Annotated in this window: 11 protein-coding genes; 6 read left to right on the plus strand and 5 right to left on the minus strand. The window is 65.6% G+C overall.

Features of this window, described 5'->3' with window-relative positions; genetic code table 11:
* Positions 1–46: 46 nt before the first annotated feature.
* Positions 47–1,351: a M18 family aminopeptidase gene (locus tag HMPREF9006_RS08015; RefSeq protein ID WP_009213096.1), complete on the minus strand. Its 1,305-nt coding sequence runs from the start codon at positions 1,349–1,351 to the stop codon at positions 47–49.
* Between the two features lie 47 nt (positions 1,352–1,398).
* Between HMPREF9006_RS08015 and HMPREF9006_RS08020 the strand changes: the two genes are divergently transcribed.
* Positions 1,399–2,238, plus strand: a complete 840-nt coding sequence (locus tag HMPREF9006_RS08020; RefSeq protein WP_009213097.1) for an aldo/keto reductase — start codon at positions 1,399–1,401, stop codon at positions 2,236–2,238.
* A gap of 685 nt (positions 2,239–2,923) precedes the next feature.
* Here HMPREF9006_RS08020 and HMPREF9006_RS08025 read toward each other — a convergent pair.
* From HMPREF9006_RS08025 to HMPREF9006_RS08040, 4 genes are all read right to left on the minus strand, one after another.
* A complete protein-coding gene (locus HMPREF9006_RS08025; RefSeq protein ID WP_009213098.1) occupies positions 2,924–3,394 on the minus strand; it encodes a GNAT family N-acetyltransferase in 471 nt (156 codons plus the stop codon).
* Positions 3,395–3,607: 213 nt separating this feature from the next.
* Complete coding sequence (locus HMPREF9006_RS08030; RefSeq protein ID WP_009213099.1) at positions 3,608–3,991, minus strand: VOC family protein; 384 nt, start codon at positions 3,989–3,991, stop codon at positions 3,608–3,610.
* 91 nt (positions 3,992–4,082) lie between these two features.
* Positions 4,083–5,246 carry a methyltransferase domain-containing protein gene (locus HMPREF9006_RS08035; protein ID WP_009213100.1) on the minus strand — a complete coding sequence of 388 codons (1,164 nt, stop codon included), beginning with the start codon at positions 5,244–5,246 and terminating at the stop codon, positions 4,083–4,085.
* Positions 5,247–5,324: 78 nt separating this feature from the next.
* Positions 5,325–7,694, minus strand: a complete 2,370-nt coding sequence (locus HMPREF9006_RS08040) for an alpha-L-fucosidase (RefSeq protein ID WP_009213101.1) — start codon at positions 7,692–7,694, stop codon at positions 5,325–5,327.
* A 349-nt stretch (positions 7,695–8,043) separates the two neighbouring features.
* Between HMPREF9006_RS08040 and HMPREF9006_RS08045 the strand changes: the two genes are divergently transcribed.
* From HMPREF9006_RS08045 to HMPREF9006_RS08065, 5 genes are all read left to right on the plus strand, one after another.
* On the plus strand, positions 8,044–11,214 hold the full coding sequence (locus HMPREF9006_RS08045; RefSeq protein ID WP_009213102.1) for a DUF5979 domain-containing protein: 3,171 nt from the start codon (positions 8,044–8,046) through the stop codon (positions 11,212–11,214).
* Positions 11,215–11,503: 289 nt separating this feature from the next.
* Complete coding sequence (gene dnaK / locus HMPREF9006_RS08050; protein WP_009213103.1) at positions 11,504–13,339, plus strand: molecular chaperone DnaK; 1,836 nt, start codon at positions 11,504–11,506, stop codon at positions 13,337–13,339.
* A complete protein-coding gene (locus HMPREF9006_RS08055; RefSeq protein ID WP_009213104.1) occupies positions 13,336–13,956 on the plus strand; it encodes a nucleotide exchange factor GrpE in 621 nt (206 codons plus the stop codon). The genes dnaK and HMPREF9006_RS08055 overlap by 4 nt, the downstream gene beginning before the upstream one ends.
* Before the next feature lie 40 nt (positions 13,957–13,996).
* A complete protein-coding gene (locus HMPREF9006_RS08060; protein ID WP_009213105.1) occupies positions 13,997–15,046 on the plus strand; it encodes a DnaJ C-terminal domain-containing protein in 1,050 nt (349 codons plus the stop codon).
* A 3-nt stretch (positions 15,047–15,049) separates the two neighbouring features.
* Entirely contained in the window at positions 15,050–15,604 is a 555-nt protein-coding gene (locus HMPREF9006_RS08065) for a heat shock protein transcriptional repressor HspR (RefSeq protein ID WP_009213106.1), read from the plus strand.
* Positions 15,605–15,607 lie beyond the last annotated feature (3 nt).

The raw sequence follows: 15,607 nt of genomic DNA on the forward strand, positions 1-15,607 counted from the left end.
AGGCCGGGGTTTTTCGCAGGGGCGGGGGCAAAGAGGCTGCGCTCTCCTACGCGCCGCGCCAGTAAGCCTCCAGGGCCGCCGACAGGGCATAGAGGTCGTCAATGTGGCTCATTTCCCGGGCCGAGTGCATCGACAAAAGCCCGATGCCCACGTCCACCGTCAGGATTGCCAGGCGCGTCGCGGTCAGCGGGCCGATCGTCGTCCCGCACGGCATCGCGTTGTTGCCCACGAAGCTCTGCGAGGGGACTGCCGCAGCCGCGCACGCTCGATTCCACAGGGCGATCCCCTCGCCATCGGTCGCGTAGCGCTGCTTGGAGTTGATCTTGAGAACCGGGCCGCGTCCCATCATCGGGCGGTTGTCCGGGTCGTGGTGACCCGCGTAGTTCGGGTGCACCGAGTGAGCGGCGTCCGCGCTGATGCACGAGGAGGAGGCGAGCATGCGCTCGTAACCATCCGCGTCGCGGCCAAGTGCGGCCGCCGTGCGGCGCAGGACCGTCTCCAACAGCGGGCCCGCCGCGCCCGTGCGAGATCCCGAGCCGACCTCCTCGTGATCGAAACACACGAAGACCGTGACGTCTCCGGACTCGGGCACCCCGTCGGAGGCGAGGCGCTCCAACGCCACCAGGCCCGGGTGCACGCTGGAGAGGTTGTCCTGTCGCGATGCCGCCACAAACTGCCCCTTGTCGCCGAAGAAGCCCGGGCCCTGACTCGGCGTGAGGATCAGATCGAAGGCGGCCACGCCCGACGCGTCGGCCAGGCCCGCCGTCCGCGCAACGTACTCCAGGACGTTGCCGTAGGGATTGTCCACGGTCCACACGGGGTGCAGGTGCTTCTGCGGATCGAGCGTCAGCCCCTCCGTGTTCACCCCCCGGTCCAGGTGAATGGCCAACTGCGGGATGCGAGCGATCGGTCCGGTGCGAGCCAGCACGACCTCGCCGTCGCGCAGGACCAGACGACCCGCCAGGGTCAGCTCCCGGTCCAGCCACGAGTTCCACATCATTCCGCCGTACACCTCGACGTCGATCTGACCCCAGCCGTCCGGCGTGGTCGACTGGACCGAGGGCTTGACGGAGAAGGCCGGCGAATCCGTGTGTGCGCCCACGATGCGGAATCCCGCGTCCTCGGTCACGTTCGACGGGACCAGCCATGCAGCGACGGCCCCGCCTCGTACCATGACGTGCCCGCCGGGGCGTGCATCCCACGGGTCCTTTTCATCGACCCGCGTGAAGCCGGCGTCCACCAGGCGCCCAGCCACGACCTCGGCGGCGTGGTAGGGGGAGGGGGAGTCGAGGAGGAAATGCTGATAGTCCACTGCGTTCGCGTGGACGTCGTCCAATTCAAGCTGTGCCATATCCCAATGGTAGAACGAGGCGCCAAGCGGTGGCCTACGCTTGAGGCATGAGCGAGATTCCCGCATACACACTGAGCGACGGTTTCGTCGTCCCCGCGATCGCGCTGGGCACCTACAACCTGCGCGGCTTTGCGGGCGTGTCCTCCATGCTGTCGGGGATCGAGGCTGGCTACCGGATGCTCGATAGCGCCTTCAACTACGAGAACGAGGGGGCCGTGGGGCAGGCGGTGCGCCGCAGTGGGCTCCCCCGTGAGGAGCTTCGCCTCGTCTCCAAGCTCCCCGGCCGACACCAACGCTACGAGGAGGCGCTCGAAACCGTCGAAGAATCGCTCATGCGCGCCGGGCTGGACTACTGGGACATGTACCTGATCCACTGGCCCAACCCCGCGCGGGGCCTGTACGTCGAGGCCTTCCAGGCTCTGTTGGATGCGCGCGCTCGCGGGCTTGTGCGATCCGTCGGCGTCTGCAATTTCCTGCCCGAACACCTGGAGCGCCTGTGGGAAGAAACGGGGGAGTATCCCAGCGTCAACCAGATCGAGCTTCACCCCTACTTCCCGCAGCCCGAGGCCCTGGCCTATCACGAGCGTGTCGGCGTACGTACGCAGTCCTGGAGCCCGCTGGGGCGCAAGTGGCGCATCGTCGAGGACCCCGCCGTGGTTGCGCTGGCCGAGCAGGTCGGGGTGTCCCCCGCGCGCCTCATCCTGCGCTGGCACTACCAGCTCGGCACGATTCCCCTGCCCAAGTCCGGGTCTGCCGAGCGTCAGCGCGACAACCTCGACATTTTCTCGTTCTCGCTGTCTTCCACGCACATGGCGGCGATGAGCGCGCTCGGTCGGCCCGACGGCCGCCAGGCGGGCCAGGATCCGGCGGTCTACGAGGAGTTCTAACGTCCCGGGGGTGCTGAGCGCCGCCTGATATCCGACCGCCGCGTGGCCTGCCCGCCCGCTCGCCGTCCGCGCCGCCCTTCCATCGGGCGGGTTCAGGGATCGGCAATTGAATTCGTCGCGCAGGCGCATTGCACCGGTTGGTCCAGCATCGTACTGCGCGACGAGTGCCATGCTGCGCCTACTGGCGGATAGCTTCTGGAACTAGTGCAGTCGTGTCAACGCCCACCCCCGACGCGGATAGGTTGTTGGGTCCTGCCTGCGACGATCCGGGTGGGCTCGGAGTCCACTCCCGACGCGGATAGGTTGTTGGGGCCTGCCTGCGACGATCCGGGTGGGCTCGGAGTCCACTCCCGACGCGGATAGGTTGTTGCTTCGTGGATAGGTTATGAGCATGCGGATAGCTTAGTAACGTATCCGCGTGCCGATAACCTATCCGCCTGGCCATAACCTATCCGCGACAGTCCTGATGGCGCCACCTTGGTGCCCACGTGAACCGCCGGGCCGCAGGCCTCGCGGCGCTTGCCGATCCGGGGGGAGCCGTGGCGCGGGCGGGGGCCGCCCCAGGTGCTGATCGGCCTGCTGACCGGCCGCCAGCTAGCTCCCGCAATCGCGGCCGGTCGTGTCTGGCGCGTGAGGGGGCCTCAGGTGGGCGTGCTGACTCCTCGTCAATGCTGGCATCCCGAGGCTACAACGCCCCGTTCTTGTGCTGCTCGAGCGTCACCCGGTACACGTTGGTTTCGCGCAGCTGGAATCCCGCCCGCTGGTAGAGGCGGTTGGCTGCCTCGCGCGAGGGCCGCGACGTCAGGTCGACCGTGCGGGCGCCGACCTTCTGGGCGTGCTCGATGGCCGCGACCACGAGGGACTGGCCGGCGCCCTGGCCGCGAGCGGCCTCGTCAACGACGACGTCTTCGACCCAGGCGCGCACGCCAGTGGGAATCTCGAAGGTGGCCAAGGACAGCATGCCCAGGATGGGGCGCTGCCCCTCCGCGTCGGCCTGGTCGGGACGGAACACGAAGAGGTGCACGCCTGGCTGGGACAGGAAGCGCTCGACATCGGTCGCGCTCATCGGGGTGGCAGAGCGGGAAAGCTGGGGGACGAGGCGTCCCATGGCCTCGTGGACCTCGGGGGAGGCGGCGGTGATGAGTTCGACGGACATGGTTCTCCTAACGTCTGGGTCCAGTGTAGCGGGCGCGCAGCGCGAGGCGTGAGCAGAGCGCGAAGCGTGGAATGGGGGTCTTGCGAGGCGACGCCAGTTGGCGGACACGTGGGTGCTCCGTGCAGTTACTCGCCCACGATGGACGCCATACGACTCGGTGAGCCGCGTGAGGTTGACGGCGGGCGCATCAACGATAATGCGCACGCAGCGGCATCAGATCGTGATCTCGATCTGGTTTCCCTCGATGGCCACGACGCAGCTCTCGTAGTAGCCGTCGCCGGTTGTTCTGGGGCCGCTCACGACCTCGTATCCTTCCGTCCTGAGCGTGGCGGTCATCGCGTCGACCGCTTCCTTGCTTCCGACAGAGAAAGCGATGTGCGCGTACCCCGTCCGATTGATGCCCTTGACGGCATCGTCCATGCGCGGCTTCGTCATGACTTCCAGGCGCGGGCCGTCCTCGAAAGTGATGAAGTAGGATCGAAAACCCGTCGTCGTGTTGTGGTAGCCGCCGTCGGAGCGGCCGTCAAGGTAGCGGACGAAGAAGTCGCGCGCGGCCTCGAGGTCGTTGACGTACATCGCGACGTGTTCGATCCTCATGGGCGCGAGCCTTTCGTGGGCAGTGTCGTTTTGCGTCAGTGTAACGGTTGCGTGCGAGGCGCGGGTCCGCCCGCGGCCGCGTGTAGCCTCGCTACGCCCCCGCCCGCTCCAGCAGCACGGCTGCCTCCACATGGCTCGTGTGCGGAAACATGTCGAAGACCCTGCCTTCGACGGGGCGTAGCGCGGGCATCACCGTCAGGTCCTGGGCGAGCGAGGCTGGATTGCACGAGGAGTAGATGACGCGGGGGGCGCCGCATTCGTTCAGGTATGCGGCCAAATCCGGGCCGATGCCTCGGCGCGGGGGATTGACGACGATGACGTCGGGGACGGTCGATGCGGGCTGGGCGCGTGCCCACGCGGTCGCGTCGTCACAGATAAAACGGGCCTCGTCGCGCCGAAGACCCGCTGTTCGCGCGGCGGTGATCGCGGACGAGATCGCCCCCGCCGACACCTCGACGCCGGTCACATGGGGGATCCCGCCGCGTGCACACGCAAGCGCGAATCCGCCGACCCCGCAGTACAGGTCCCACAGGCCCTCCGGCACGCGCCCGTCGGGCAGGGGAAGCCTCGCCCACCGGGAGGCCTGCTCGTAGAGCGCCGCGGCAACGCGGGCGTTGGTCTGAGCGAAGGAGCGGGGCCCCAGCGCAAGCCCCTCCACGGTCAGCGGGAGGGTGCGGGCGCGTGTCAGGATGATCTCGTCGGGACCCTCGACGATGGCCTCGTGGGTGGGGTGGATGTTTGCGGTGACGACGTGGGCGGCCGGCACCAGATCGCGTAACAGGGGAAGGGCGGAGCGTATGTCGGACACGCGGTCACGGGTACGAAGCACGAAGCGGATCATGAGGCGCTGCCCAGCGCCGACGGTGATGAGGATGTTCTTGAGTTCCCCGCGCCTGGCGGGCACGTCGTAGGGGGTGAGGTTCAGGGAACGAATGAAGCGCTTGAGGCCGGGAGTGGCGCGGTTGATGGCGGGATGCTGGATCGGACATCCGGGCAGGTCGACGCCTCGCCGGTCCGGTCCGAGGACCCCCAGGGTGGGGCGCCTGCGAGTGCCTCCGACGACGAGCTTCACGCTCGTGCGGAACCCCGACTGCTCCGACGAGGCGGGGGTGAGCCATCGGATGTTCCCGGCCCCCGGGACGAGCGAGAGCGTGCCCGCGACGGCGTGTTCCTTGTCGGCGAGCTGACGATCGTAGGGGAGGGGGAGCAGGGAGCAGGAGTGGCAGGTCCCGGTGTCGTAGTGGTCGCAGCGCATCCCCCAAGTGTAAGCGGGGTGGGGCACCCGATCGGGTACGCCCCACCCCGCTAGGTGGTGGTCATTCCCACGCGGGCGCTAGGCCTTCGCGCGGCGCGAGCGGCGAACGAAGGCGGTGCCCGCCCCCGCAGCCAGTGCGGCCACCACGCCGGCAAACACCGCGTGGCTGCCGGTGCGCGCCAGGCCTCCCGTGCCTCCCTGGTCGGGCGCGGGAGCGGCCGAAGAACTCGGGCTCGGCGCGGCGCTCGGCTCCTGGGTGGGAGCCGCGGGCGCTCGGGTGACAGTCAGCGGAGCCGACGCGGTGACGCTTGGGGAAGCCGAGGCAGCAACGAGGGTGTGCTCGCCCGCCTCAGTCGTGGCGGGAACCGTCACCTCTGCGGAGAAGGCCCCGTTCTCGTCAGCGGTGGCGGTGCCGACCTCGACGGGCTCGGAGTGCAGCGTGAGGGTCACGGAGGATTCGGGGGCGAAGCCCGTGCCCTTCACGGTGACGGTCTTGCCAGCTTCGACGGTCGAGGGCTCGACCGTGACGGCGGGGGTGGTGAGGGTCTCGGCCTTGACGGTAACTGACGTGACGGACGTGTCCTTGCCGAAGCCCTTGAGAGCGTAGGCCGGGTTGTCGTACTCGAGGGTGACGCGCGCGGTCTGGTTCGGGCCTGTTGCGAAGGGACCGACGCCGGCGTTCAGGTCGGCGACGCTCAGGCCGGAAATGACCTGGCCGTCGACGGTGACCTTGTACTTCGCGTAGTCGTCCGTAAAGCCCTTTGTCTCGAAGGCGACAGTAAGACCGGAGGCAACCTTGTCACCGGACGTAATGGACGCGGTGAAGCTGGTCTCGCCGGTCTTGGGGGTGGGGGCCTTGAACTTCTCGAGGTCGGAGGCGGGGATCGTGGTCGGCTCCGAGCCGATCGTTGTCAGCCCGGTGGGCACATAGTTGGGAGTGCCCTTAGTGGTGACCGTGACGACGGGGAGGATCTCGTCGGGCTGCGCGGGCAGGGTCACGACGAGGTCGTTGCCCTCAACCTTGTAGGTCAGCTCGGCATCGGAGCCGTCGAGCCTCACCGAGGAGATGTCGTTGGCGCCTGCGCCGCGCAGAGTAATCATGCCGTCTGCGGGCCACTTCTCGATGCCCATGTAGATGTGGGAGTCGTCGACCATGGTCTTGCCCCAGGTTTCGATGGGGAAGTGGGTCGGGCGCGAGTTGTTGAGGATGCCGGGATGTGCGCGGTTCCAGTCGCCGATGCCCGCCAGGACCGAGGCATCCCACGGGTCGTAGGAGCCGTCGAACTTCGGGCCGACGTTGAAGAGGAACTGGCCTCCCAGGGCGACGGTGGAGAACATGTTGCCCACGATCTCGGTCGTCTTCTTGTGGGCGCCGTCGGGCGCTTTACGCAGCGCCGTCGTGTTGTCCACGTTGATCATGTGGTCCCAGGTCGGGTAGTCCGGGTACCCGGTGTCCTTGAACTTGGGAGCCGCATCGTCCCAGTTCGCGTAGCCCCAGGTCTTGTGGAAGATGGAGACCGCCGATTCCCAGGGGCCCTGGGTCTGCTCCGACTGCATCTCGTTGTCCCATCCGACCTCGAAGTCGGCCCGGTCGTTGCCGACGCGCGAGTTGATCATGATGTTCGGCTGCAGCTCGTGCGCCCATGTGCGCAGCTGATCGGATTGGGCGGGGTTGGGCTTGCCCATGTCGTACCAGAGTTCGGCGATCTCCCCGTACTTACCGCCGAGGAGTTCCTTCAGCTGGGCGTGGATGTACTCCATGTAGCCCTCTTCGTCCAGCGTATTGGCGTTCTGCCAGGGGTTCTCGGGCTGCTTCTCCCAGTCGATGTTGGAGAAGTAGAGACCGAACTTGATGCCGACCTTCTTGCAGGCCTGCGACAACTCAAGGAGCGGGTCGCGGTGGGACGGCGACTGCTTGGTGAAGTTGTAGTCGGTTGTTGCCGTGTCCCACATGGCGAAGCCATCGTGGTGCTTCGAGGTGATGAGCAGCATCTTCATGCCGGTGTCTTTAGCTTGCTGGCACCATGCGGTGGCGTCGAAGTTCGGGGCCTCGAAGGTCTGAGCGGTGGCTAGGTACTCCTCGCGTGGGATTCCCTGCAGGGGGATCCGGCTGTCCCACGTCTGCTGGTGACCCCAGGCCTTGATCTGCTCGGGGTACCCGACCTCCTGCTTTTGCCCCTTGTACCAGCCGGCGTAGGAGGAGTAGACGCCCCAATGGATGAACATGGCGTACTTCATGTCCTGCCACTGGGCAACCTTGTCCTCGGCGGATGCTGGCACGGCCGCCGGAATCGCATAGCGAGCGTCGTACGTGGCCTGCTGTGTTGGGGTGGAGTCGCCGGTTTGCTGGCTGTTTGCTGTCGGCGTGTCGGCCAAGGCGGGACCTGCCATTCCTAGTGTCAGGAGGCCGGCGAGGAGGGTGCCAGCCACTCGTTTCGTGATGTGCATCAAGTCTCCGTTGATTGATGAGAAACTCCGGTTTGGAGGCGGTGACAGTCTAGCGGAGGGTAGTGACGAACGCGATTTGCTGCGAGAGGGCTCCGGCGCGTCGAATCGCCTGTGACGAAGTGCATAGTATGGATTGTGACTGGTTGGAAGGTTGTGGGTGGTGGGGTCTGTGGGTTGTGCCGGTGGCCTCTCCTCGGTGTGCGGGTTAATTCCCAGGGGGTGGTCAGGGTTTGTTGAGCTTTGGGGCCTATGGGCCTTTCTGATCGCACGTAGTCTGTCTGGTAACCGTCGTGGCCGCCACTATGTCCTGGTCGCGCGGACCCATACGAACCCTACGGAGGATGAATTGATGACGATGCTCCGCGCTAAGTGGGCGCGGGCGGCGGTCGGTGCTTCGGCGCTGGCCCTCGCCGCGACCGGGATGGGCGTCTTTGGCGTCTTTTCGGCCGCGCCTGCCGAGGCCGCCGTCAACCCCAACATTAAGGTTGCGATCAAGCCGCTGGTTCTGTCCGACAAGGACGGAGTGGAGATCCCAGGGGCGGGTGCCCAGGTTGAGGATCCGGTGAGGATGTATATCGAGTGGGATGCCACCGAGGCAAACCCTCAGCCGGGCGACTCCTTCACGGTTGGTCTTCCGGCCACGGGGGCCGCGTTGCCTGATATTACGCACTACTACCGATTCCGCGAGGTGGGGCGTAGCGATCCGCTGATGTTTAACCGCGAGCAGGTCGGCGAGTGTGTGACTGCCGCCGATGTCATGACCTGTACCTTCAATCAAGCTGTCGCAGCTCAAGGCAACGTCAAGGGCACGATGAATCAGATGCTCATGGCTCAGAAGGAAACGCCGCTGACGAAGCTTCCCTTCAATGCCAATGGCGTCGAGACTCAGGTTCCGAACCCGAACGATGGGCCCATCGTCCAGCGCCTGTGGACCGAGAAGAACGTCGGCAAGTACGCGAACTCCCTGAAGCGTGACTCGACCCAGATCAACTGGCACATTACTGGTTCCGGCCGCCGCCTCTCAGAGCGTGCTGGAATGCCCGCAGGCACCTACGCGAACAAGGTCGTCTTCAACGATGTCCTCGGCGCTGACGGTCAGACGCTGCTGCCCGCCGACTCCACCTGGTACGTTCGAGTCGATCCTAAGAGCGCGCCGAACCAGTACCCCACGGTCGCGCGAGTCGGGCAGCCCGGCATCAACACGGCCTACGGCAACTACACGCTGGAACGCACGATCTCCGCAGACGGCAAGTCCGCGACGGTGACGCTTACTCGTACCGACGGCAACTTCGATCCGGCGATCAACTACGAGATCGTCTACTCCTCGAAGATCGACGGTAAAGTCATCCCCGAGAAGCAGTACACGAACAGCGCGACGCTGGTGGGTGACACGGAAGGCCCGATCACCTCGGCGATCAGCTACCGCGACCCGATCACCTACACCATTGAGATGAAGCCCGGATACGGGGCCTTCGGCGTGAAGAAGTACGTCCTCGGAGCGCAGGTCGGTGCCGACGCCGGTCAGATCCCCGCCGCCACGGCCGTCACGATTAACGTCAACTACGAACTCCCCGCTGGCTGGGACCCGGCTCTCCACCCCGAGTGGACCGCTCCCGAGGGTGGAGCCAACCCCTACACGATGAAGGTTCCCGTTGAGCAGGGTGTGGCCGGTGTGGCCTTCCCCAAGGGCACCAAGGTGACGCTCACGGAGTCCCTCGACTCCGCACAGCTGCCTGCCGCACTGCGTTGGCAGGGCAACCCCTCCTTCTCCGTCGGATCCACGACCGCCGTGAACGAGGTCTCCTTCACCATCGCTGAGAACAACGTCTCTTCGGTCTCGCTGACCAACACCGCAGCCCCGGCACCCGGCAAAATCTCGGTGACCAAGAAGGTTGTCGGTGACATCCCGGCTGGCAAGACCTTCTCCTTCGACTACGTGTGTGACGACGCCGCGAAGACCTCCGGCTCGATCACGGATGTCATTCCCGGTCAGGCCAAGGAGTCCGCTGAGATTCCGGCCGGTGCGACCTGCACGGTGACCGAACGGGACGCCTCCATCGACGGAAGCAACCTGGAAACCTCCGCGATTGATCCCGTGATGGTCAAGGCGGGCGAGGTCGCCGCCGTTGAGGTGACCAACACCTACACGCCCAAGAGCGGCAAGTTCGCCGTGACCAAGAAGGTTGTCGGTGACATTCCGGCGGGTAAGACCTTCTCCTTCGACTACGTCTGTGACGATGCCGCCAAGACCTCCGGTTCGATCACGGACGTCGCCGCCGGCGAGACCAAGGAATCCGGCGACATCCCCGCAGGCGCTGCCTGTGAGGTCACCGAGCGGGATGCTTCTGTCGACGGATTCGTTCTCAAGTACGCGCCCATTGACCCGGTGACGGTCAAGGCGGGCGAGGTTGCCACCGTTGAGGTGACCAACACCTACACCCCGGCTCCGGGCAACATTGCCGTGACCAAGAAGGTTGTCGGTGACATTCCTGCCGACAAGACGTTCTCCTTCGACTACGTGTGTGATGATCCGGCTAAGACCTCCGGTTCGATCACGGACGTCGCCGCCGGTGACACCAAGATATCCGGGGAGATTCCCGCCGGTGCGACCTGCACGGTGACGGAGAAGGATGCCTCGGTTGATGGTTTCACTCTCCAGACCTCCACGATTGATCCCGTGATGGTCAAGGCGGGCGAGGTCGCCACCCTCGAGGTGACCAATACCTACACCCCGGTTCCCGGCAAGATTGCTGTGACCAAGAAGGTTGTTGGTGACATCCCGGCTGGCAAGACCTTCGCTTTCGATTACGTGTGTGACGATGCGGCGAAGACCTCCGGTTCGATCCTGAATGTCGCCGCCGGCGAGACCAAGGAATCGGGCGACATCCCGGACGGTGCCGAGTGTCTGGTGACCGAACGTGAGGCCGAGGCCGCGGTTGATGGCTTCATCCTCGACAGTGCTGTGGCGGATCCCGTTACCGTCAAGGATGGCGAGGTTGCTGCGCTTGTCATGACCAACACCTATACCCCGGCTCCTGGCAACATTGCCGTGACCAAGAAGGTTGTTGGTGACATTCCTGCCGACAAGACGTTCTCCTTCGACTACGTGTGTGATGATCCGGCTAAGACCTCCGGTTCGATTACGGACGTCGCCGCCGGTGACACCAAGATATCCGGGGAGATTCCCGCCGGTGCGACCTGCACGGTGACGGAGAAGGATGCCTCGGTTGATGGTTTCACTCTCCAGACCTCCACGATTGATCCCGTGATGGTCAAGGCGGGCGAGGTCGCCACCCTCGAGGTGACCAACACCTACACCCCGGCTCCGGACCCGACGCCGTCGGCAACCCCGACGCCGAGCGAGACTCCGACGCCGAGCGAGACCCCCGGTGGTCACGATGGTGGGGACCGTCCCAACCTGGCCAGGACCGGCGCCGATGTGCTCGGTGGCTCCCTGGCGACCTTGACCCTGCTGGGAATGGGTGGAGGACTCCTCGCCCTGCGCCGCGCGCGTCGCTGACGTGATCAACGGCTGAGCGAGCGCTGAGCTTTGGACCCCGGGCCCCACGGGCCCGGGGTCTGCTGTCTTGCGTGGGGAAACCTCCGGTCCGAGGCGAGTGCACACCCTCCATCAAGCATGAGCGTGTATGACTCAAGTTTCGGGTGTTCGGCTTGCGGAATAAAACGCCCGGTCCTAAAGTTGAGTACATCAGACTCAAGGGTCTGTCGGGATCATCCCGGCACGAGACAGCAATGCGAGCCGCTCCGGTGAGACGGAGTCGGCCTCGCCGATGAAAGGAACACACACTATGGCACGTGCAGTCGGCATCGACCTCGGCACCACCAACTCCGCTATCGCCGTCCTCGAAGGCGGCGAGCCCACCATCATTCCGAACGCTGAAGGCGCTCGCACGACTCCTTCGGTCGTCGCCTTCTCCAAGACCGGCGAGGTTCTCGTCGGTGAGATCGCCAAGCGTCAGGCGGTCACGAACGTTGATCGCACCATCTCCTCGGTCAAGCGCCACATGGGCACCGACTGGACGACGGAGATCGATGGCAAGAAGTACACGGCGCAGGAAATCTCCGCGCGCATCCTCCAGAAGCTGAAGAGGGACGCCGAAGCCTACCTGGGTGAGCCCGTCACCGAGGCCGTCATCACGGTTCCCGCCTACTTCAATGACGCGCAGCGTCAGGCGACCAAGGACGCCGGTCAGATCGCCGGCCTCAAGGTCGAACGCATCGTCAACGAACCCACCGCCGCGGCCCTGGCCTACGGTCTCGAAAAGGGCAAGGAGGACGAGCTCATCCTGGTCTTCGACCTCGGTGGCGGCACGTTCGACGTGTCCCTCCTCGAGGTGGGCAAGGATGATGACGGCTTCTCCACCATCCAGGTGCGTGCCACCTCCGGCGACAACCACCTGGGCGGCGACGACTGGGATCAGCGCATCGTCGACTGGCTGATCAGCCAGGTCAAGGCGAAGACCGGCGCGGACCTGTCGAAGGACCCCGTTGCGCTCCAGCGTCTCAAGGAAGCCGCTGAGCAGGCCAAGAAGGAGCTGTCCTCCGCGACCTCCACGAACATCTCGCTGCAGTACCTGTCCATGACCGCCGATGGCCCCATCCACCTGGATGAGACCCTGACGCGCGCCAAGTTCGAGGAACTGACCGCGGACCTGCTCGAGCGCACCAAGAAGCCCTTCCGCGACGTCATGGCCGAGGCTGACGTGACCGTCTCCGAGATCGACCACGTCGTGCTCGTCGGCGGCTCCACCCGCATGCCCGCCGTCACCGAGGTTGTCAAGGAGCTGACCGGCGGCCGTGAGCCCAACAAGGGTGTCAACCCCGATGAGGTCGTCGCCGTGGGCGCTGCCCTGCAGGCCGGCGTCATCCAGGGTGACCGCAAGGATGTCCTGCTCATTGACGTGACCCCCCTGTCGCTCGGCATCGAGACCAAGGGTGGCGTTATGACCAAGCTCATCGACCGTAACACGGCGATCCCGACCAAGGCCTCGGAGATCTTCTCCACCGCCGAGGATGGCCAGCCCTCCGTGCTCATTCAGGTCTACCAGGGCGAGCGTGAGTTCGCCCGCGACAACAAGCTGCTGGGTACCTTCGAGCTCTCCGGCATTGCCCCCGCTCCGCGCGGCGTTCCTCAGATCGAAGTGACCTTCGACATCGACGCCAACGGTATCGTTCACGTCTCCGCGAAGGATCGCGGCACGGGTAAGGAGCAGTCGGTCACCATCACCGGTGGATCGTCCCTGCCCAAGGAGGACATCGACCGCATGGTGCGCGAGGCCGAGGAGCACGCTGCCGAGGACAAGAAGCGCCGTGATGAAGCCGACACCCGTAACCAGGCTGAGCAGGCCGTCTACTCGACGGAGAAGCTGCTCAAGGACGAGGCCGACAAGATCTCCGAGGAGACCCGTGCGGCCGTCCAGAAGGATGTCGACGCCGTGAAGGAAGCCCTCAAGGGAGATGACATTGAGGCTGTGAAGGCCGCGATGACGACCCTGTCTGAGTCGGGCATGAAGATCGGCCAGGAGATCTACGCCAAGCAGCAGGCCGAGGACGCCCAGAAGGCGGCCCCCGCCCAGGACGACGTCGTGGACGCCGAAATCGTGGATGAGGACAACAACAAGTGAGCACCGAGGAAACCAACGGTTTCTCGGCGCCCAACGAGGACGCGAACGCCCCCGGGGCCGACTCCCTCGAGTCGGCCCCGGTCGGCCAGGCGGCAGAGTCGTCCTCGCCCGAGAATCCGGCTGACGATATGAGTGCTTTCGAGGACCAGGTCGAGGACTCTGACCTTGCCAAGGCTCTCGAACGCATCGCAACCATCGAAGACCAGCTGGCCCGCGCCAACGCGGAGCTCTACAACCAGGGCCAGGAGTACGCGAACTACGTGCGTCGCTCCAAGGAAGCTATCCCGGGTCACAAGACCGCCGGGCAGGACGAGGTCATTGAGTCGCTCATCAGCGTTCTCGACGACATCGCCGCGGCCCGCGCGCACGGAGACCTGGAGGACGGTCCCTTCGCGTCGATCGCTGCGAAGCTCGAGGACACGCTCAAGACGCGCTTCGGGCTGGAGCGCTACGGAGCCGAGGGTGACGATTTCGATCCTGCCCTGCACGATGCCCTGATGGCCACCACGAGCCCCGATGTGGACCATCCCGTGATCGGGCAGGTCCTGACCGGTGGCTACCGCCGCGATGAGCGCGTCGTGCGAGCCGCAAAGGTGCTGGTGAACAACCCTGAATGACTTTCGACATGCTCGTGACTGAAAGAGAGGTGAAACGCGCGTGAGCGAACAAGAGTGGTTCTCGAAGGACTTCTACAAGGTCCTGGGAGTCGACAAGAAGGCGGACAAGAAGGCCATCACGAAGGCCTACCGTAAGCTGGCGCGGCAGTGGCACCCGGATCAGAACCCGGGCGATACGGCGGCCGAAACCAGGTTCAAGGAGATTGGCGAGGCATACGCGGTCCTGTCCAACGACGAGGAACGCAAGCGCTACGACGCGATTCGCGCCATGGCAGGCGGAGGTGCGCGCTTCTCCGCCGGATCCGGTGGAGCGGGCGGCTTCGAAGACCTCTTCGGGGGCTTTAGCGGCGCCGGAGGCAGTTTCGGCGGCGGTGGCCACAACGTGCGCTTCCAGGCCTCCGGCATGCCCGGCGGCGGGGCCGGCTTCGAGGACATCCTCTCCGGTCTCTTTGGAGGCGCGGCGGGTGGCAGCTCCCGATTCGGGGGCGAGTCCTACGGGTCTCCCTTCAGCGCCCGGGCCTCGCACGGCGCACCCACGCCCGAAAAGGGCGGGACGGTGCGCGCCAAGCTGTCCATCTCCTTGCGCCAGGCTCTGAATGGGGCGACCCTGACCATCAAGGTTGGAGGCTCTCCGATCAAGGTCCGCATCCCTGCCGGCATCAAGGATGGCCAGAAGGTTCGCGTCAAGGGTCACGGGAAGCCCGGCCTGCACGGCGGCCCCACCGGCGACCTTGAGGTTGCCGTGACGGTGAAGCCGCACCCCGTGTACTCGCGCGAGGGCAATGACCTCGTGGTGACGCTGCCTGTCACCGTGTCCGAGGCGATCCTCGGCACCGTCATCGACGTGCCCACGATCGACGGCGGCACGGCCGCGGTAAAGGTGCCCGAGGGTTCTTCGTCGGGCACCGAGATTCGGGTGCGTGGCAAGGGGGTCTCAACCTCCAAGGTGAGCGGTGACCTGGTCGCTCGCGTGGCCATCCAGGTCCCCGAGAAACCGAACCGTGAGCTGAAGAGACTTGCGAAGGAGATGGCGCAGGCCGAGGGAGACCTCGACGTGCGTGCGTCCCTGGCGAAGACGGCGCAGGAGTAAGCCATGGCAGTGAAGGGGCGAGGCGAGGCGATCACCTTCGCCATCTCCGTTGCGGCGGAGCTGTCCGGTATGCACCCTCAGACCTTGCGGCAGTACGACCGTCTCGGCCTGGTGATTCCGGCGCGCACGAAGGGGAAGGGGCGGCGCTACACGAAGCGCGACGTGCAGAGGCTGCGCGATGTGCAACGCATGAGTCAGGAAGAGGGGATCAACCTGGCGGGAATCCGGCGCATCCTCGACCTCGAGCGCCGCGTCGAGGAGCTCGAGGCGGAGTGCGACGGCCTGCGTGCCACGGTCGCCGCCTCCGAGGCTCGCCGTAACCGTGTCTTCGCCGCCTCCCCCGACGGTCAGGTCATGCCGATGAGGAGAGGCCAGCGAGCCTGGGAGGGGCGGGAGTCCTCCGTCGCCTCGGGCGGATCTCTCACGGTGTGGAACCCGATGCGCGCGCTCACCGCGCTCACATCTGTCGACGGGCAGGCGTCCTCCGTCGTCGGCAGGCAGCGGAGGCGTGGCGGCGTGCGAGCGGTCATCGAGGGGACGATCGTCCCTGGCCGCTAGCGA

It is taken from the genome of Actinomyces sp. oral taxon 180 str. F0310 (genome assembly GCF_000185285.1).
Taxonomy (GTDB): Bacteria; Actinomycetota; Actinomycetes; order Actinomycetales; family Actinomycetaceae; genus Pauljensenia.